Origin of the sequence: Bacillus sp. FSL K6-0042, assembly GCF_038006685.1 — a bacterium.
GTDB classification, from domain to species: Bacteria; Bacillota; Bacilli; order Bacillales; family Bacillaceae_G; genus Bacillus_A; species Bacillus_A pseudomycoides.
Map to the genome: position 1 here is coordinate 2,457,486 of NZ_JBBOVS010000001.1, position 16,306 is coordinate 2,473,791.

Sequence of the window (16,306 nt, forward strand, 5' to 3'; positions counted from 1 at the left end):
AGTTCAGCCTTTATTCTTTGTCACATTGACTTACATGTTAAAAAATCAAAATACATTTATATAAAGTGAAACCTTAATCAACATGTGTTCTTTTTATCCTCCATCAATCAGGCGCTTACTGCCAGTTAATGCAGGATAAGTTGATTTAGAAACCAATGAATCTAGCAAATAATTCCCTTGCTTTCCTTCTATTAAATTTGCCATATATTGACCAGAAACGGGACTTAATAAAATACCGTTTCTGTAATGACCGGTACAAGCATATAATCCTTTTATTTCCTCATGTGCCCCCATATAAGGAACCTCGTGATTAGATTGCGGGCGTAATCCCGCCCACGTACTTTCCCATTCAGCTTCTTTCAAAGCCGGCAAGATTGTATAAGCACGTTCTAATATCGAAGTAATACTTTCTGGTTGTACAGACTTATTAAACGTATGAGGCTTCATCGTTGCTCCAATTACATAGCGTCCACCACGTTTTGGCGCGATATAAAACCGCTCTTGGAAAATAGGAGATTGCAGCAATGGTTTACGGCTCTTTACGGCAACAACTTCTCCTTTTACAGGATATGTACCCCACTCACTATGAAAATGATGAAGTAGTTTTGTACTCCACGAACCACCAGCAATTACTACCTTTTCACATGTAATCATACCTTCATTCGTAACAATTCCTACTACTCGGTTGTTTTCTATTTTGATATCAAATACTTCTGTTTGTTCATATATATCAGCACCAGAAATGGCCGCAGAGTGTGCAAATGCCTTTGTAAGTTCCGGTGCAATAACATGACCATCTTTTGGATAATATACAGCCCCAATGATCGATGAAGAGAGGAATGGCTCTTTTTTATAAAGCTCATCTCCTGTCAGAAAATATGATTCTTCACCTGTTTTCTGTTGCCAGTCCATAATATCTAGTATTCTTGTCTTCTCATCTTCATTTTGAGCTATACGATATATGCCTTTCTCTTCATATCCAATATCAATACCCGTTTTTTCACGTAAAGCTACTGCAAGTTGTGGAAATATTGTACGGCTTTCTCTAGCAAGCTCAAATAGTGGATCGTACGCATCCCACTCCGCCTGTACACCAAGTAAACCTGCCGCTGCTTTAGAAGCTTCAGACGCAATCCTTTGTTTCTCAACAATTGCAACTTGGTATCCTCTTTCCGCTAGAAAATGTGCAACTGAACTCCCAATCACACCGCCGCCAATAATGGCTACATCATACTTCTTACTCATGATTTTTCGCCCACTTTCTTATTTTCTCCTTGTACAACCTTGCCTGCTCATACGGATTACTATCACTTACAATCCCAGACATAACAGCAATACCACTCACGCCAGCTCCAAGAACCTCTCCTATATTTTTAGGTGTTATCCCTCCAATAGCTGTAATCGGTATCGTTAACCGCCTTGCTATATCTGAAATCTCTTCCAACCCTCTTGCCGGAACATCTTTCTTACAACTCGTTGAAAATACATGACCATAAACAAGTGAATCTGCTCCATTTTTGAACGCTACTATCGCTTCCTCTAAAGAATGCACAGAATAACCAACATGCAAATAAGAAAACTTTTCCTTTACAGACCTGACATCAGCACTTCGATATCCCAATTGTACGCGAGGAATATTTAATAGAATTGCAATATCGATTCGATCATTAATCACAAGCTTAGATGCCGGAAAGCCTCCTTTTAGGAGACCTTCCACACCTTCATATAACTCTTTCGTACTTTTCTCTCGCTCACGAATATGCAAATAATCAATCTCACTCTCAATTTGCATCGCTACATTCGCTAACTCTTCGAATGCCATCTGGCCATTTGAGATAACGTGGAGCTCATCTTTCATATTCACTCGCCTACTTTAAAATATTTTCGAATAATTCATTGGCAGGAACAATCTCTTTTGTCATGCCTTTTTCTTTCAACCATTTATTTTGTTTTTCCCATGACTCTTTCGTATCTGATAAAAATGGCTCATCTTTCGTTTCCATTTTCTCTAACAAAATTTTCATACTTTCTTTTTCAACTTCTGGAACAAGTGGGAAATTTTCCTTTTCTTGATGATTTAATAAAATACCCAGTGCTTCGTCCGGATTCTTTTTCATAAATTCATATCCTTTTTTCGCACCTCGTAAAAAGGCTTGCAACGCTTCTTTATCTTTTTTCAACGTTTTATCACCTGTTACAAAAACAAGTTCATGATAATTTGGTACACCATAGTCAGCTGGGTTGAAGTACGCTGGTTCATGGCCTTCATGACGCATAACAGGAACTTCATGGTTAATATAAGCACCTGTGACAGCATCTACTTTTTTCGTAATTAACGCTGGTACTAAATCAAATCCAACATCTACTACTTTTACAGTATCCGGATTGCCACCAGCTTCTTTTACCATCGTTTTTAAATACGCTTCACTTAAAGGTGTTCCAGAATAACCAACTGTCTTTCCTTCTAAATCTTTTGGTGAATTGATTCCCTCTGATTTTAATGATACGACGTGATTTAATGGTGAACGGACCACAGCTCCGATTGATTTCACTGGAATTTGTTCATTTGCTTTTGCAATGACAACATCTGGCTGATAATATAAACCAACTGTTACTTTCCCCGCTGCTGCCAACGTTAATGGATCGGTTGGATTAGAAGGGAATTTAATATTTACTTTCACGCCTTCTTCTTTAAAATATCCTTTTTCAATCGCCGCATAGATAAAACTATGGACTGCATTTGGATACCAGTCGAGCATAACTGTTACTTCTTTTTCAGCCTTTTTCTTTTCTGATGATGAATTGCTGGAACACCCTGCAATCATTGCAACTAATAATGTAAACACAAAGATGCGTTTGAATAATTTCATGAATGTTTCCTCCAACTAATGAATTTCTTTTCTAATATAGAAACAACTAAAACAAATAAAATAGCTAGTAATGATAGAAGCACAATCGGTGCAAACACACCAGCTCCGTCTAACTGTGTCATCATTCGTTTACTAAAGTATCCTAAACCAACTTGCGCACCAAGCCACTCACCAATTGCTGCTCCAATGACACTAAGCGGAACAGCAATTTTTAAAGCAGAGAAAAAGTACGGAAGTGCAGATGGCAACTTTAACTTTAGAAAAATATCTTTTTTCGTTGCGCCATATGTCACTAAAAGCTCCTCCCATTCCTTTTTCGTGCTGCGCAATCCATCATACGTATTTACCGCAATGGGGAAAAAGGTAATCAAAACTGTCACAACGACTTTGCTCCAAATTGAATAGCCAAACCATAAAACAAATAATGGTGCTAAAGCAGTAATTGGAATCGTTTGTGAAGCAACTAGTAACGGATAAAAAGCTCTTGCTACCCATTTACTCGCATTCATAGACATCGCCAGTCCAACACCAAGTACAATAGAAATAACTACGCCGATTAAGACTACATATAAGGTTGCTGGCAAATGAACTGTAAGTAATATGTCACGCAGTGCCCACATTTTAGCTAGAATTGCAGTAGGAGATGGCAAAATATACATCTCATCTACAATTCTAGCCCCCACTTCCCAAGCTATGAGTAGTATGCCACTTAAAATCAGTGCAGGTAGTAACTCTGTCACACGTTTCATACGAGCACCTGCCTTTGCAGCATACCGAGTAACTCATCTTTTAGCCCTAGTATCTCAGGCCTATGCAAATCTTTTCTTGAGCGCTCCGTTCCAAGTGGTACAACACGCTCCGTTAAAGTTGTTATAGGTTGCTCTGTCACTATTAAAATCCGATTAGAAAGAAAAAGTGCTTCTTCTACATCGTGTGTAATAAATAAAATGGTTTTTTGCCACTGTTTCCATTGCTCAAACAACCATTCTTGCAACGTTGCTTTCGTTAATGCATCTAATGCGCTAAACGGCTCATCTAACAATAAAATGTCCCCGCCTGTTAATAAAGTTCGAATAAAGGACACTCGCTGCCGCATACCACCTGATAAATCTTTCGGATATTTGTTCTCGTATCCTTGTAAACCAAATTGTTCTAACAGCTCTTTTGCCTTTACATGTGCTTCTTTTTTCTTTATCCCCTGGCACTCTAACGGCAATGCCGCATTTTCAATAATCGTTCTCCACGGCAGGAGCATATCTTTTTGTGGCATATACCCTACAGGATGACTCGAGGTTTCTGTAAGTTGAATCGTTCCAGCCGCTACATCTTCTAATCCTGTAATTAAACGAAATAATGTACTTTTGCCACAGCCACTCGGTCCAATGATGCTAACAAACTCTTTTTCTTGTACAGAAGCATCCAGACCCTGTATAATTGGCTTTTCATCATAATGAAAGGAAACATTATGAAACTGTAGTATGCTCTTGCTCCTCAAAGCCCCACATCTCCTTACGATACGCCATATCCCAGAATAAATACTCAAAGCGGCTGGAATATAAGAAAATCTCTTCTAATTTGTCTAACTCTTGTTCAGACTTTCCTTCAGCTAGTTTATTTAATAACTCCATTAGCCAAATGCAAAGGCTTCCATACTCTTCTGAGCTATATCCTTGAATCCACTCACCAAAAAATTCATGATCTCTCGCTCCTGGAATATCATTTAAACGTTTTCCAATCTCCCAGTAGCTCCACATACATGGAAGCAGAGCCGCAATTAACTCTGCAAGCGTACCATTTTGAGATACTGACATCATATAGTTTGTATACGCTAAATTTTTAGCAGATGGTTTTGCCTCTTCCATCTCTTGTACAGAAATACCAAGGCGTTTTGCATACTGTTTATGGATCGTCATTTCTCCATTTAAAATGCCGTCTATTTGTTCTGCAAATTTTGCCATAACTTGCGGATTAGTCGCTTTCACAACCCCAATTGCATAAACCTTCGCATAATCTAGTAAATATAAATAATCTTGTATGATGTAATATTGGAATTTATCTTTTTCTAATGTACCGTCCCCCATCCCAGTTACAAATGGGTGATTATGACTTTTCTCCCAAACCGGCTGCACAGTCTCAAATAACCTCTCACAAAATCTCATTTATATTTCCCCTTCTTTCATATCTATTTATCTAAATAAAAAAGCCACTTCTCTATATAAGAAGTGGCTACAGCAAATAAAAATACATTTATTCGTTGTTCCACTTCCCTACGCTAGCATAATCTAGATCAGGTCTATAAGGGTTAAGGATTATTCCTCTCTCAGCACATAAAGCACCCCTAGTGGTTTTCACTATAAAATTGTCAAATAAAAAAGCCCTGTTTCTTTACGCAAAGAAACAGGGACTGATTGTTAATGTCCGAATCGCTTCCCTACGCTAGCATAATCTAGATCAGGTAATAAAAGGATCAAAGACTCTCGGCCTTACTCTCAGCTGGCAACACCAGCTCTCCTAGCATAATATGAAATTACCATAGTCAGTATAACACTGTCATGGATCATCAGCAACTGTTTTAACTTATTCCAATCCTATTTACGAGCCATGAATCCAATACAAAGTAAGAATTCTTTCCATCAAAGTTCTACTTATATAAAATATGAAAAATAAATATATATATCCATTTTGATTTTCCAACATATAAGTCGCGGCTATGAAGAATAAAAGGTGACCTGTATTCATTTTTTCTTTTTGTTTAACTTGGTACGGGGTAGGAAAAGGATCTAACCGCTTCTATGCATGGCCGGATGCTCTCTCCCGCCTAAAAAGAAAGCTTTTCTGTCAGCTTTTCAATTCGGATTTATATATCTATTCAGAAAATACCAATTATCTTTAATCCATATTATAATGATTATTAATCTATTATTCTTTTAATATATTTCGATTCCATTAAAAAATTGTTATTTTTCTCATTTCGTATTACAGTTATGTGAATAGTGCACAAAATATTATATCTTTATACTATAATAGGGGATGTATTAACACATCTATGGGGGGCTAATATTAGATGAAACAGAAAGCTACAGCTTTAACGGCAACTACTGTCGCAGTCGCATCTCTACTTCCATCCATAACTCAAGTAGATACATGTACTGTAGCAGCTCAAGAATTGCCTACACAAAACACTCAATATATAAAACCGAATCTAAAAATATTATATTCGAATAATAAAATAAAAGCAAGGAATAATGCTAGCTCCGTAAAAAATACAAATATTTCTACATCTACTAAACGGAAAAACAGTTATATTGTAACTGTTGATGATCAAGTTCAGACTGGGGAATTGTTAGGACATATAGGAAATACAGGCCATTCACTTGGGCAGCACCACCATTTTGAATTACATAATGGTGAATGGAATTTTGAAAAAACAAACGCGGTAAATCCACTGCAGTATTTAGTTCGGTAATATTATATGCCACGTAATATTCCCTTAATAATTGAGTATTTTGCTTTTCTCGGTTTAATTTGTTGTTTAGTAATTTACAATACTAACATTGTTTTTTTGAGTATTGTTATCTTATTTGTTACTATCGAATCTTTGATGGAAGCATTCAAGATCCGACTAAAGAAACACATTTCTCATATATATACTGCATTTGTTATTATCGGCGGTTTAATAACAAATATTATTTATAGTGGTTTTCACCTGGCTGCTATATTCCCTGTATTTTTTATAGGGGTACTACTCATTATTTCCCAATATATTTACATTCCTGATCACCGTAAGAAACAACAAGAAGCTTAGAATGGACGTATGTCTACTTCTCATTTACGACTAAATAAAAAAAGAGTCTCACTTTGAAGTGTGAGACTCTTTTTTTATTTATTCATTATATAGAGTGAACAAGGGAAAGCACAAAACTTTTCTTTATCCACACGCATATCGTTCATAAATAAAACTTAAATTATATTTCTTCTCTAAGCCCACTCGTTGTTCCTCATCACACCAGTAAAATAAAATATCATGAATCGTTGCATAACGCTTATTCTTTAGAAATTGTTTAATAAATGACGGTAAACAATCATGTAATTGTATAAATATATAATTCCGCAAAAGTTCTTCCTTATGTTCAATTCCTTTACAAACATACATCAACTCTTCACAATAATATGCATGTTGCGGAACTTGAATCATTTCAAAAAATGGTACATATGATAATAGTTTTCCAATGAAATGCTCATATCGAGTCATAAATTCAAACGACATGTGCTCCATCATTTCTTTCATTACATAAAGATAATCATCCACATGCGTGGTTTTTAACGGATTAAGACGATCAGAAATTTGAGCAATTACAGCCCTTTGACATGCAACAACAGAACGACTCGGTCCATAATATGTTAAAAAATCCGTACACTTACGATATTTTTTTAATAAGTCATATATGTATAAGTCATAAACGTATGTATTGCAGTATATTGCTAAATTCATCATCTCTTGATCTAATTCTTCTTTAGACAATAGTTTTGCCTGTTTGCAAATATAAAAGAATGTAAGTTCCATTACTTCCTTATGAGATAATAGCTTCTCACATTTTTCAATACACTCTGTATTAAATTTAATTCTTTCCCATATCATTACATCATCATTTTCTAATTTACCAATTCGATATTTTACAATTAAGTAGTTCCAAGCCACAACTTGAGTTAAAATATCCCACGTTTCATATTCCATAGATGTATGTACAAATTCATCTAATCTTTGGTTCACCATAAATGTATACGCTTCCTTATACCAACCGATTTTCTGGCATAAACGAACAATACGAATTAAAGTTGGTATTTCATCCTTATGGAACTGTGGCAAGTCCTGCACCTTATTCATTCCATATAAAATAAACGGAGCCAAGTTTTCTTGTTTATAAAATTCTTTTTCTTTCCAGGCTAAAATTGTCCGTTCTTTTCCTTCGCCTTTTGGATGATTTGGTACAAGTAAAGAAAATAAATCCGCAAAATTATTGGGTTCTACATAAACATCTGTAACCAAATTCCAATTTGGATTACTTTGTACATCCCTCATATCATTTCCCCTCCATTTCTATTTATATATAAAATCTTTGATAGATTAGTAGATAAACATAACATTATAAATATTAATATATTCAAAATAAATTATAAAACTTATATTTATTATTATATCATTTTTTAACATAACAAAAATTAGCAATAGGAATTTTTAACCAAAAATTCAAATGAAATTAACATATATCATTCTTCATATATACTTAGTTAAGCATCTTTACACCTTATATACATCTATGCCTAACATTTTGGATACGTTTTAATAACAATATAATTTTGCTTACAGTATTAATAAAGTGAAACTTCCATCAGTAGGCATTTTCTTCATCCACCACTGATGGAAAGTCCTCACCAATCGGGCTTTTACAGGCAGTTATCCCCCACCTATCTTCCTTGCTTCTCTCTAAACCTTGAGGTGGGGGGTCTTACTGCCCGTTAATGCGGAATAAAACGTATCCAATCTTACCTATTCTCTAGCATCTAAATCCACTGTATTTTCTACCCTAAAAATAATCTGCATCTACTCGTTATTCTGTATGCTCGGAAATCTCACTTAAAGCAAATCCAGCTTGATCATCAGCTTTCTCTGCTATTGCTAAATCACCTAGCGCTAACATCCCAACAAGCTCGCCATTCTCAACTACAGGTAGTCTTCTGATTTGATGCTGCGCCATTAACTCTGTAGCATTTTCAATAGGGTCATCAGGAGATACGGAAACAATTTCTGTTGTCATGACATTTGTAATTTTATTAGACCCAGGGTGTTTCTCAGCAATTCCACGAACAACTAAATCACGATCTGTGACAAGACCAACCACTTGATTGTTCTCTACAATTGGAATCATCCCAATGGCCTCTTCTTTCATTTTCACAGCAGCTTCATATACATTATCTAGCGGTGTACATTGCACAATATCGGTACTCATAAATTCTCTAACTATTGTCATGTAGCTCTATTCCCTCCTTTTTATACATACTATAGTTTTTCCAAAATCCCTCTATTTATTTCATAATAAATAGAGGGATTTTGGATTGACGATATCGTATATTAGAAAAGAACGTAGCTTCACATTATATTTTTCACAAGAAAAAAAGAGCCAGCAAATTGCTGACTCTTTTGTATGACCCGTACGGGATTCGAACCCGTGTTACCGCCGTGAAAGGGCGGTGTCTTAACCACTTGACCAACGGGCCATGGCTCCGCAGGTAGGACTCGAACCTACGACCGATCGGTTAACAGCCGATAGCTCTACCACTGAGCTACTGCGGAATATGGTGGGCCTAAATGGACTCGAACCATCGACCTCACGCTTATCAGGCGTGCGCTCTAACCAGCTGAGCTATAGGCCCATATTTCTTACAGGGGCAGTAGGAATCGAACCCACACCGGAGGTTTTGGAGACCTCTGTTCTACCTTTAAACTATGCCCCTAAGTGGTGCCGGCTAGAGGACTTGAACCCCCAACCTACTGATTACAAGTCAGTTGCTCTACCAATTGAGCTAAGCCGGCTTGTCAAAAAAAAAAGATGGCTCGGGACGGAATCGAACCGCCGACACGAGGATTTTCAGTCCTCTGCTCTACCGACTGAGCTACCGAGCCTTTATGTAAATGGCGGTCCCGACCGGGGTCGAACCGGCGATCTCCTGCGTGACAGGCAGGCATGTTAACCACTACACCACGGGACCATTTGGTTGCGGGGACAGGATTTGAACCTGCGACCTTCGGGTTATGAGCCCGACGAGCTACCGAACTGCTCCACCCCGCGACGATATTATATTATTAAAAAAATGGAGGAGGTAGAGGGATTCGAACCCCCGCGCGACTCTCGCCGCCTGTCGGTTTTCAAGACCGATCCCTTCAGCCGGACTTGGGTATACCTCCATGAAGTAAATATTAATTATATCTTTTAGTTATCTTTGTACATCTAATAGTTTTTATTAACTATCCAATCATTCCATTTTAATTATTATAAAATGGAGGAGGTAGAGGGATTCGAACCCCCGCGCGACTCTCGCCGCCTGTCGGTTTTCAAGACCGATCCCTTCAGCCAGACTTGGGTATACCTCCAATAAATAACTAAAGTGGAGCCTAGCGGGATCGAACCGCTGACCTCCTGCGTGCAAGGCAGGCGCTCTCCCAGCTGAGCTAAGGCCCCATGTTTTAAAAATATCGGGAAGACAGGATTTGAACCTGCGACCCCCTGGTCCCAAACCAGGTGCTCTACCAAGCTGAGCCACTTCCCGTTAATAAAAGCGCGCCCGAGAGGACTCGAACCCCTAACCTTTTGATCCGTAGTCAAACGCTCTATCCAATTGAGCTACGGGCGCATATGGTGCCGAGGGCGGGGGTCGAACCCGCACGGTGGTCACCCACCGCAGGATTTTAAGTCCTGTGCGTCTGCCTGTTCCGCCACCCCGGCATGTCATATTGAAAATTGGAGCGGAAGACGGGATTCGAACCCGCGACCCCAACCTTGGCAAGGTTGTATTCTACCACTGAACTACTTCCGCAAGACATGTATGAGATATTTTATTAAAAGTGCGGGTGAAGGGAGTCGAACCCCCACGCCAAAGGCGCCAGATCCTAAGTCTGGTGCGTCTGCCAATTCCGCCACACCCGCATATTTTTTAAAAAAATGGTGAGCCATGAAGGACTCGAACCTTCGACCCTCTGATTAAAAGTCAGATGCTCTACCAACTGAGCTAATGGCTCTTAATGGCTGGGCTAGCTGGATTCGAACCTTCGACCCTCTGATTAAAAGTCAGATGCTCTACCAACTGAGCTAATGGCTCTTAATGGCTGGGCTAGCTGGATTCGAACCAGCGCATGACGGAGTCAAAGTCCGTTGCCTTACCGCTTGGCTATAGCCCATTAATTAAGAAATGGTGGAGGGGGGCAGATTCGAACTGCCGAACCCGAAGGAGCGGATTTACAGTCCGCCGCGTTTAGCCACTTCGCTACCCCTCCGACATTATATGGTGGAGGATGACGGGATCGAACCGCCGACCCCCTGCTTGTAAGGCAGGTGCTCTCCCAGCTGAGCTAATCCTCCATTTGCCTGGCAACGTCCTACTCTCACAGGGGCAAGGCCCCAACTACCATCGGCGCTAGAGAGCTTAACTTCCGTGTTCGGTATGGGAACGGGTGTGACCTCTCTGCCATCATTACCAGACTATATTCATTTGAGACAAACACTATTATACTTTATTGATAAAAAAAGTCAACACGTTTTTTTATGTTCTCTCAAAACTAGATAACATTTGCTTCATATTATATGGTTAAGTCCTCGATCTATTAGTATTCGTCAGCTCCACATGTCACCATGCTTCCACCTCGAACCTATCAACCTGATCATCTTTCAGGGATCTTACTAGCTTACGCTATGGGAAATCTCATCTTGAGGGGGGCTTCATGCTTAGATGCTTTCAGCACTTATCCCTTCCGCACATAGCTACCCAGCTATGCCCTTGGCAGAACAACTGGTACACCAGCGGTGCGTCCATCCCGGTCCTCTCGTACTAAGGACAGCTCCTCTCAAATTTCCTACGCCCACGACGGATAGGGACCGAACTGTCTCACGACGTTCTGAACCCAGCTCGCGTACCGCTTTAATGGGCGAACAGCCCAACCCTTGGGACCGACTACAGCCCCAGGATGCGATGAGCCGACATCGAGGTGCCAAACCTCCCCGTCGATGTGGACTCTTGGGGGAGATAAGCCTGTTATCCCCGGGGTAGCTTTTATCCGTTGAGCGATGGCCCTTCCATGCGGAACCACCGGATCACTAAGCCCGACTTTCGTCCCTGCTCGACTTGTAGGTCTCGCAGTCAAGCTCCCTTATGCCTTTGCACTCTACGAATGATTTCCAACCATTCTGAGGGAACCTTTGGGCGCCTCCGTTACACTTTAGGAGGCGACCGCCCCAGTCAAACTGCCCACCTGACACTGTCTCCCGGGTCGATAAGACCCGTAGGTTAGAATTTCAATACAGTCAGGGCGGTATCCCACCAGCGCCTCCACCGAAGCTAGCGCTCCGGTTTCAAAGGCTCCCGCCTATCCTGTACAAACTGTACCAAAATTCAATATCAGGCTACAGTAAAGCTCCACGGGGTCTTTCCGTCCTGTCGCGGGTAACCTGCATCTTCACAGGTACTATAATTTCACCGAGTCTCTGGTTGAGACAGTGCCCAAATCGTTACACCTTTCGTGCGGGTCGGAACTTACCCGACAAGGAATTTCGCTACCTTAGGACCGTTATAGTTACGGCCGCCGTTTACTGGGGCTTCAGTTCAGAGCTTCGCTTACGCTAACCCCTCTCCTTAACCTTCCAGCACCGGGCAGGTGTCAGCCCCTATACTTCGCCTTACGGCTTCGCAGAGACCTGTGTTTTTGCTAAACAGTCGCTTGGGCCTATTCACTGCGGCTTTCCGTTAAGAAAGCACCCCTTCTCCCGAAGTTACGGGGTCATTTTGCCGAGTTCCTTAACCAGAGTTCTCTCGCACACCTTAGGATTCTCTCCTCGCCTACCTGTGTCGGTTTGCGGTACAGGCACCTTTTATCTCGCTAGAAGCTTTTCTTGGCAGCGGGGAATCAAAGACTTCGCTCCATAAGGAGCTTCCCCATCACAGCTCAGCCTTCACGATAAGCGGATTTGCCTACTTATCAGCCTAACTGCTTGGACGTGCACAACCAATCGCACGCTTCTTCTATCCTTCTGCGTCCCTCCATTGCTCAAACGATAAAGAGGTGGTACAGGAATATCAACCTGTTGTCCATCGCCTACGCCTGTCGGCCTCGGCTTAGGTCCTGACTAACCCTGAGCGGACGAGCCTTCCTCAGGAAACCTTAGGCATTCGGTGGACGGGATTCTCACCCGTCTTTCGCTACTCATACCGGCATTCTCACTTCTAAGCGCTCCACCAGTCCTTACGGTCTGACTTCACTGCCCTTAGAACGCTCCCCTACCACTGATACCATAGGTATCAATTCGCAGCTTCGGTGGTGTATTTAGCCCCGGTACATTTTCGGCGCAGAGTCACTCGACTAGTGAGCTATTACGCACTCTTTAAATGGTGGCTGCTTCTAAGCCAACATCCTAGTTGTCTAAGCAACTCCACATCCTTTTCCACTTAATACACACTTTGGGACCTTAGCTGGCGATCTGGGCTGTTTCCCTCTTGACTACGGATCTTATCACTCGCAGTCTGACTCCTAAGGATAAGTCATTGGCATTCGGAGTTTGACTGAATTCGGTAATCCGATGAGGACCCCTAGTTCAATCAGTGCTCTACCTCCAAGACTCTTACACTTAAGGCTAGCCCTAAAGCTATTTCGGGGAGAACCAGCTATCTCCAGGTTCGATTGGAATTTCTCCGCTACCCACACCTCATCCCCGCACTTTTCAACGTGCGTGGGTTCGGGCCTCCATTCAGTGTTACCTGAACTTCACCCTGGACATGGGTAGATCACCTGGTTTCGGGTCTACGACCACGTACTAAACGCCCTATTCAGACTCGCTTTCGCTACGGCTCCGCCTCTTCAGCTTAACCTCGCACGGGATCGTAACTCGCCGGTTCATTCTACAAAAGGCACGCCATCACCCATTAACGGGCTCTGACTATTTGTAGGCACACGGTTTCAGGATCTCTTTCACTCCCCTTCCGGGGTGCTTTTCACCTTTCCCTCACGGTACTGGTTCACTATCGATCACTAGGTAGTATTTAGCCTTGGGAGATGGTCCTCCCAGATTCCGACGGAATTTCACGTGTTCCGCCGTACTCAGGATACATTCAAGAGAGAACGAAGTTTCGACTACGGGGTTGTTACCCTCTGTGACGAGCCTTTCCAGGCTGCTTCGTCTACCTCGTTCCTTTGTAACTCCGTATAGAATGTCCTACAACCCCAAGAGGCAAGCCTCTTGGTTTGGGCTAGATTCCGTTTCGCTCGCCGCTACTCAGGAAATCGCATTTGCTTTCTCTTCCTCCAGGTACTTAGATGTTTCAGTTCCCTGGGTCTGTCTTCCATACCCTATGTATTCAGGTAAGGATACCATACCATTACGTATGGTGGGTTTCCCCATTCGGAAATCTTCGGATCAAAGCTTACTTACAGCTCCCCGAAGCATATCGGCGTTAGTCCCGTCCTTCATCGACTCCTAGTGTCAAGGCATCCACCGTGCGCCCTTTCTAACTTAACCAAACTAAAATTAAAAAATATGAGCTACACTGTTATCTAGTTTTCAAAGAACATACATTTATTTCTGAGAGATAGTTCTCTCAAAACTGAACAAAACGAAACACGGAAACTTATATTGATGAACAGCGTTCATCAATTCTCCATAGAAAGGAGGTGATCCAGCCGCACCTTCCGATACGGCTACCTTGTTACGACTTCACCCCAATCATCTGTCCCACCTTAGGCGGCTGGCTCCAAAAAGGTTACCCCACCGACTTCGGGTGTTACAAACTCTCGTGGTGTGACGGGCGGTGTGTACAAGGCCCGGGAACGTATTCACCGCGGCATGCTGATCCGCGATTACTAGCGATTCCAGCTTCATGTAGGCGAGTTGCAGCCTACAATCCGAACTGAGAACGGTTTTATGAGATTAGCTCCACCTCGCGGTCTTGCAGCTCTTTGTACCGTCCATTGTAGCACGTGTGTAGCCCAGGTCATAAGGGGCATGATGATTTGACGTCATCCCCACCTTCCTCCGGTTTGTCACCGGCAGTCACCTTAGAGTGCCCAACTTAATGATGGCAACTAAGATCAAGGGTTGCGCTCGTTGCGGGACTTAACCCAACATCTCACGACACGAGCTGACGACAACCATGCACCACCTGTCACTCTGCCCCCGAAGGGGAAGCCCTATCTCTAGGGTTGTCAGAGGATGTCAAGACCTGGTAAGGTTCTTCGCGTTGCTTCGAATTAAACCACATGCTCCACCGCTTGTGCGGGCCCCCGTCAATTCCTTTGAGTTTCAGCCTTGCGGCCGTACTCCCCAGGCGGAGTGCTTAATGCGTTAACTTCAGCACTAAAGGGCGGAAACCCTCTAACACTTAGCACTCATCGTTTACGGCGTGGACTACCAGGGTATCTAATCCTGTTTGCTCCCCACGCTTTCGCGCCTCAGTGTCAGTTACAGACCAGAAAGTCGCCTTCGCCACTGGTGTTCCTCCATATCTCTACGCATTTCACCGCTACACATGGAATTCCACTTTCCTCTTCTGCACTCAAGTCTCCCAGTTTCCAATGACCCTCCACGGTTGAGCCGTGGGCTTTCACATCAGACTTAAGAAACCACCTGCGCGCGCTTTACGCCCAATAATTCCGGATAACGCTTGCCACCTACGTATTACCGCGGCTGCTGGCACGTAGTTAGCCGTGGCTTTCTGGTTAGGTACCGTCAAGGTGCCAGCTTATTCAACTAGCACTTGTTCTTCCCTAACAACAGAGTTTTACGACCCGAAAGCCTTCATCACTCACGCGGCGTTGCTCCGTCAGACTTTCGTCCATTGCGGAAGATTCCCTACTGCTGCCTCCCGTAGGAGTCTGGGCCGTGTCTCAGTCCCAGTGTGGCCGATCACCCTCTCAGGTCGGCTACGCATCGTTGCCTTGGTGAGCCGTTACCTCACCAACTAGCTAATGCGACGCGGGTCCATCCATAAGTGACAGCCGAAGCCGCCTTTGAATTTCGCACCATGCGGTGCAAAATGTTATCCGGTATTAGCCCCGGTTTCCCGGAGTTATCCCAGTCTTATGGGCAGGTTACCCACGTGTTACTCACCCGTCCGCCGCTAACTTCATAAGAGCAAGCTCTTAATCCATTCGCTCGACTTGCATGTATTAGGCACGCCGCCAGCGTTCATCCTGAGCCAGGATCAAACTCTCCAATAAAGTTAGTTTGTCTAGCATCTAAAATAAAAATTGACGTTTCACGTTGTTTGTTTCGTTCAGTTTTCAAAGAACTCATCCATCGCCGATTAGCGACTTCCTTATGTTAGCATCTTCATTTTTCGATGTCAACTAAGTTTTTTTAATTTCTTTTTTCGCTTTCTGCGTTTCTCGCATCAGCGACGTTTATTAATATACCACCCTCATTTTAAAATCACAAGTGTTTTTTAAAAATAATATAAAAAAATTTCCGCTTAATAATTCCACCTCTTTATTTCATATTAAATGGATCTTCTTCCTCCTGACTTCAACAGAACTTTAAAAGGCTAAAATACCCAACCAACTCTCTAGCCCTTCCTTACAAAATCCTATTCACTCGCTACTTAAGAATAATTTTAGAATTTTTTTACATTTAATTAATGAAAGATATCCAGATTTTGTTATATAGTAACAAAGTAGGCTA

General features: G+C 42.1%; 10 protein-coding genes, 20 tRNA genes, 3 rRNA genes and 2 riboswitches. Of the genes, 2 read left to right on the top strand and 31 right to left on the bottom strand.

The window, feature by feature from the left end:
* Window positions 1–93 precede the first annotated feature (93 nt).
* The 6 genes from thiO to tenA are packed head-to-tail and all read right to left on the bottom strand — an operon-like array spanning window position 94 to window position 5,029.
* Entirely contained in the window at window positions 94–1,245 is a 1,152-nt protein-coding gene (gene thiO / locus MHH45_RS12600; RefSeq protein WP_016113176.1) for a glycine oxidase ThiO, read from the bottom strand.
* Entirely contained in the window at window positions 1,238–1,858 is a 621-nt protein-coding gene (gene tenI / locus MHH45_RS12605; protein WP_016132544.1) for a thiazole tautomerase TenI, read from the bottom strand. The genes thiO and tenI overlap by 8 nt, the downstream gene beginning before the upstream one ends.
* Before the next feature lie 10 nt (window positions 1,859–1,868).
* A complete protein-coding gene (locus tag MHH45_RS12610) occupies window positions 1,869–2,870 on the bottom strand; it encodes an ABC transporter substrate-binding protein (protein WP_016113174.1) in 1,002 nt (333 codons plus the stop codon).
* On the bottom strand, window positions 2,867–3,619 hold the full coding sequence (locus tag MHH45_RS12615) for an ABC transporter permease (RefSeq protein ID WP_088093957.1): 753 nt from the start codon (window positions 3,617–3,619) through the stop codon (window positions 2,867–2,869). Before MHH45_RS12615 ends, MHH45_RS12610 begins: the two co-directional genes overlap by 4 nt.
* Window positions 3,616–4,365: an ABC transporter ATP-binding protein gene (locus MHH45_RS12620; protein WP_016113172.1), complete on the bottom strand. Its 750-nt coding sequence runs from the start codon at window positions 4,363–4,365 to the stop codon at window positions 3,616–3,618. The genes MHH45_RS12615 and MHH45_RS12620 overlap by 4 nt, the downstream gene beginning before the upstream one ends.
* Window positions 4,334–5,029, bottom strand: coding sequence for a thiaminase II (gene tenA, locus MHH45_RS12625; protein ID WP_088093958.1), 696 nt, complete (start codon window positions 5,027–5,029; stop codon window positions 4,334–4,336). Before tenA ends, MHH45_RS12620 begins: the two co-directional genes overlap by 32 nt.
* Window positions 5,030–5,117: 88 nt before the next feature.
* A riboswitch (TPP riboswitch) is annotated at window positions 5,118–5,220 on the bottom strand.
* A 61-nt stretch (window positions 5,221–5,281) separates the two neighbouring features.
* Window positions 5,282–5,393: riboswitch (TPP riboswitch) on the bottom strand.
* Between the two features lie 541 nt (window positions 5,394–5,934).
* On the opposite strand from tenA, the gene MHH45_RS12630 reads away from it, so the two are divergent.
* Both MHH45_RS12630 and MHH45_RS12635 read left to right on the top strand, forming a co-directional pair.
* Window positions 5,935–6,336, top strand: a complete 402-nt coding sequence (locus MHH45_RS12630) for a M23 family metallopeptidase (protein ID WP_088093959.1) — start codon at window positions 5,935–5,937, stop codon at window positions 6,334–6,336.
* A 6-nt stretch (window positions 6,337–6,342) separates the two neighbouring features.
* A complete protein-coding gene (locus MHH45_RS12635; RefSeq protein WP_088093960.1) occupies window positions 6,343–6,675 on the top strand; it encodes a hypothetical protein in 333 nt (110 codons plus the stop codon).
* 123 nt (window positions 6,676–6,798) lie between these two features.
* Here the strand turns inward: MHH45_RS12635 and MHH45_RS12640 are convergent, their stop codons facing one another.
* From MHH45_RS12640 to MHH45_RS12760, 25 genes are all read right to left on the bottom strand, one after another.
* Complete coding sequence (locus MHH45_RS12640) at window positions 6,799–7,950, bottom strand: DUF3965 domain-containing protein (protein WP_016113168.1); 1,152 nt, start codon at window positions 7,948–7,950, stop codon at window positions 6,799–6,801.
* A 529-nt stretch (window positions 7,951–8,479) separates the two neighbouring features.
* A complete protein-coding gene (locus tag MHH45_RS12645) occupies window positions 8,480–8,899 on the bottom strand; it encodes a CBS domain-containing protein (protein WP_016113167.1) in 420 nt (139 codons plus the stop codon).
* A 175-nt stretch (window positions 8,900–9,074) separates the two neighbouring features.
* A tRNA-Glu gene (locus tag MHH45_RS12650) sits at window positions 9,075–9,146 on the bottom strand.
* A gap of 1 nt (window position 9,147) precedes the next feature.
* Window positions 9,148–9,222 (bottom strand) — tRNA-Asn (locus MHH45_RS12655).
* A gap of 3 nt (window positions 9,223–9,225) precedes the next feature.
* A tRNA-Ile gene (locus tag MHH45_RS12660) sits at window positions 9,226–9,302 on the bottom strand.
* A gap of 10 nt (window positions 9,303–9,312) precedes the next feature.
* Window positions 9,313–9,383 (bottom strand) — tRNA-Trp (locus MHH45_RS12665).
* A 3-nt stretch (window positions 9,384–9,386) separates the two neighbouring features.
* A tRNA-Thr gene (locus tag MHH45_RS12670) sits at window positions 9,387–9,462 on the bottom strand.
* A 17-nt stretch (window positions 9,463–9,479) separates the two neighbouring features.
* Window positions 9,480–9,552 (bottom strand) — tRNA-Phe (locus MHH45_RS12675).
* 10 nt (window positions 9,553–9,562) lie between these two features.
* Window positions 9,563–9,638, bottom strand: a tRNA-Asp gene (locus MHH45_RS12680).
* Between the two features lie 3 nt (window positions 9,639–9,641).
* A tRNA-Met gene (locus tag MHH45_RS12685) sits at window positions 9,642–9,718 on the bottom strand.
* A gap of 23 nt (window positions 9,719–9,741) precedes the next feature.
* Window positions 9,742–9,834 (bottom strand) — tRNA-Ser (locus MHH45_RS12690).
* 93 nt (window positions 9,835–9,927) lie between these two features.
* Window positions 9,928–10,020, bottom strand: a tRNA-Ser gene (locus tag MHH45_RS12695).
* 15 nt (window positions 10,021–10,035) lie between these two features.
* Window positions 10,036–10,108 (bottom strand) — tRNA-Ala (locus MHH45_RS12700).
* 14 nt (window positions 10,109–10,122) lie between these two features.
* Window positions 10,123–10,196 (bottom strand) — tRNA-Pro (locus MHH45_RS12705).
* 10 nt (window positions 10,197–10,206) lie between these two features.
* Window positions 10,207–10,280, bottom strand: a tRNA-Arg gene (locus MHH45_RS12710).
* Between the two features lie 3 nt (window positions 10,281–10,283).
* Window positions 10,284–10,372, bottom strand: a tRNA-Leu gene (locus MHH45_RS12715).
* Between the two features lie 16 nt (window positions 10,373–10,388).
* Window positions 10,389–10,463 (bottom strand) — tRNA-Gly (locus MHH45_RS12720).
* A gap of 29 nt (window positions 10,464–10,492) precedes the next feature.
* A tRNA-Leu gene (locus MHH45_RS12725) sits at window positions 10,493–10,573 on the bottom strand.
* Window positions 10,574–10,589: 16 nt separating this feature from the next.
* Window positions 10,590–10,665: transfer RNA gene (locus MHH45_RS12730), tRNA-Lys, on the bottom strand.
* Window positions 10,666–10,749: 84 nt separating this feature from the next.
* Window positions 10,750–10,824: transfer RNA gene (locus MHH45_RS12735), tRNA-Gln, on the bottom strand.
* Window positions 10,825–10,836: 12 nt separating this feature from the next.
* Window positions 10,837–10,920 (bottom strand) — tRNA-Tyr (locus MHH45_RS12740).
* Window positions 10,921–10,929: 9 nt separating this feature from the next.
* Window positions 10,930–11,005: transfer RNA gene (locus MHH45_RS12745), tRNA-Val, on the bottom strand.
* A gap of 4 nt (window positions 11,006–11,009) precedes the next feature.
* Window positions 11,010–11,125, bottom strand: a 5S ribosomal RNA gene (rrf, locus tag MHH45_RS12750).
* 102 nt (window positions 11,126–11,227) lie between these two features.
* Window positions 11,228–14,149: ribosomal RNA gene (locus MHH45_RS12755) — 23S ribosomal RNA — on the bottom strand.
* Window positions 14,150–14,294: 145 nt separating this feature from the next.
* A 16S ribosomal RNA gene (locus tag MHH45_RS12760) occupies window positions 14,295–15,846 on the bottom strand.
* Together the 16S, 23S and 5S rRNA genes with 20 tRNA genes alongside form the textbook arrangement of a ribosomal RNA operon.
* Between the last annotated feature and the right edge of the window lie 460 nt (window positions 15,847–16,306).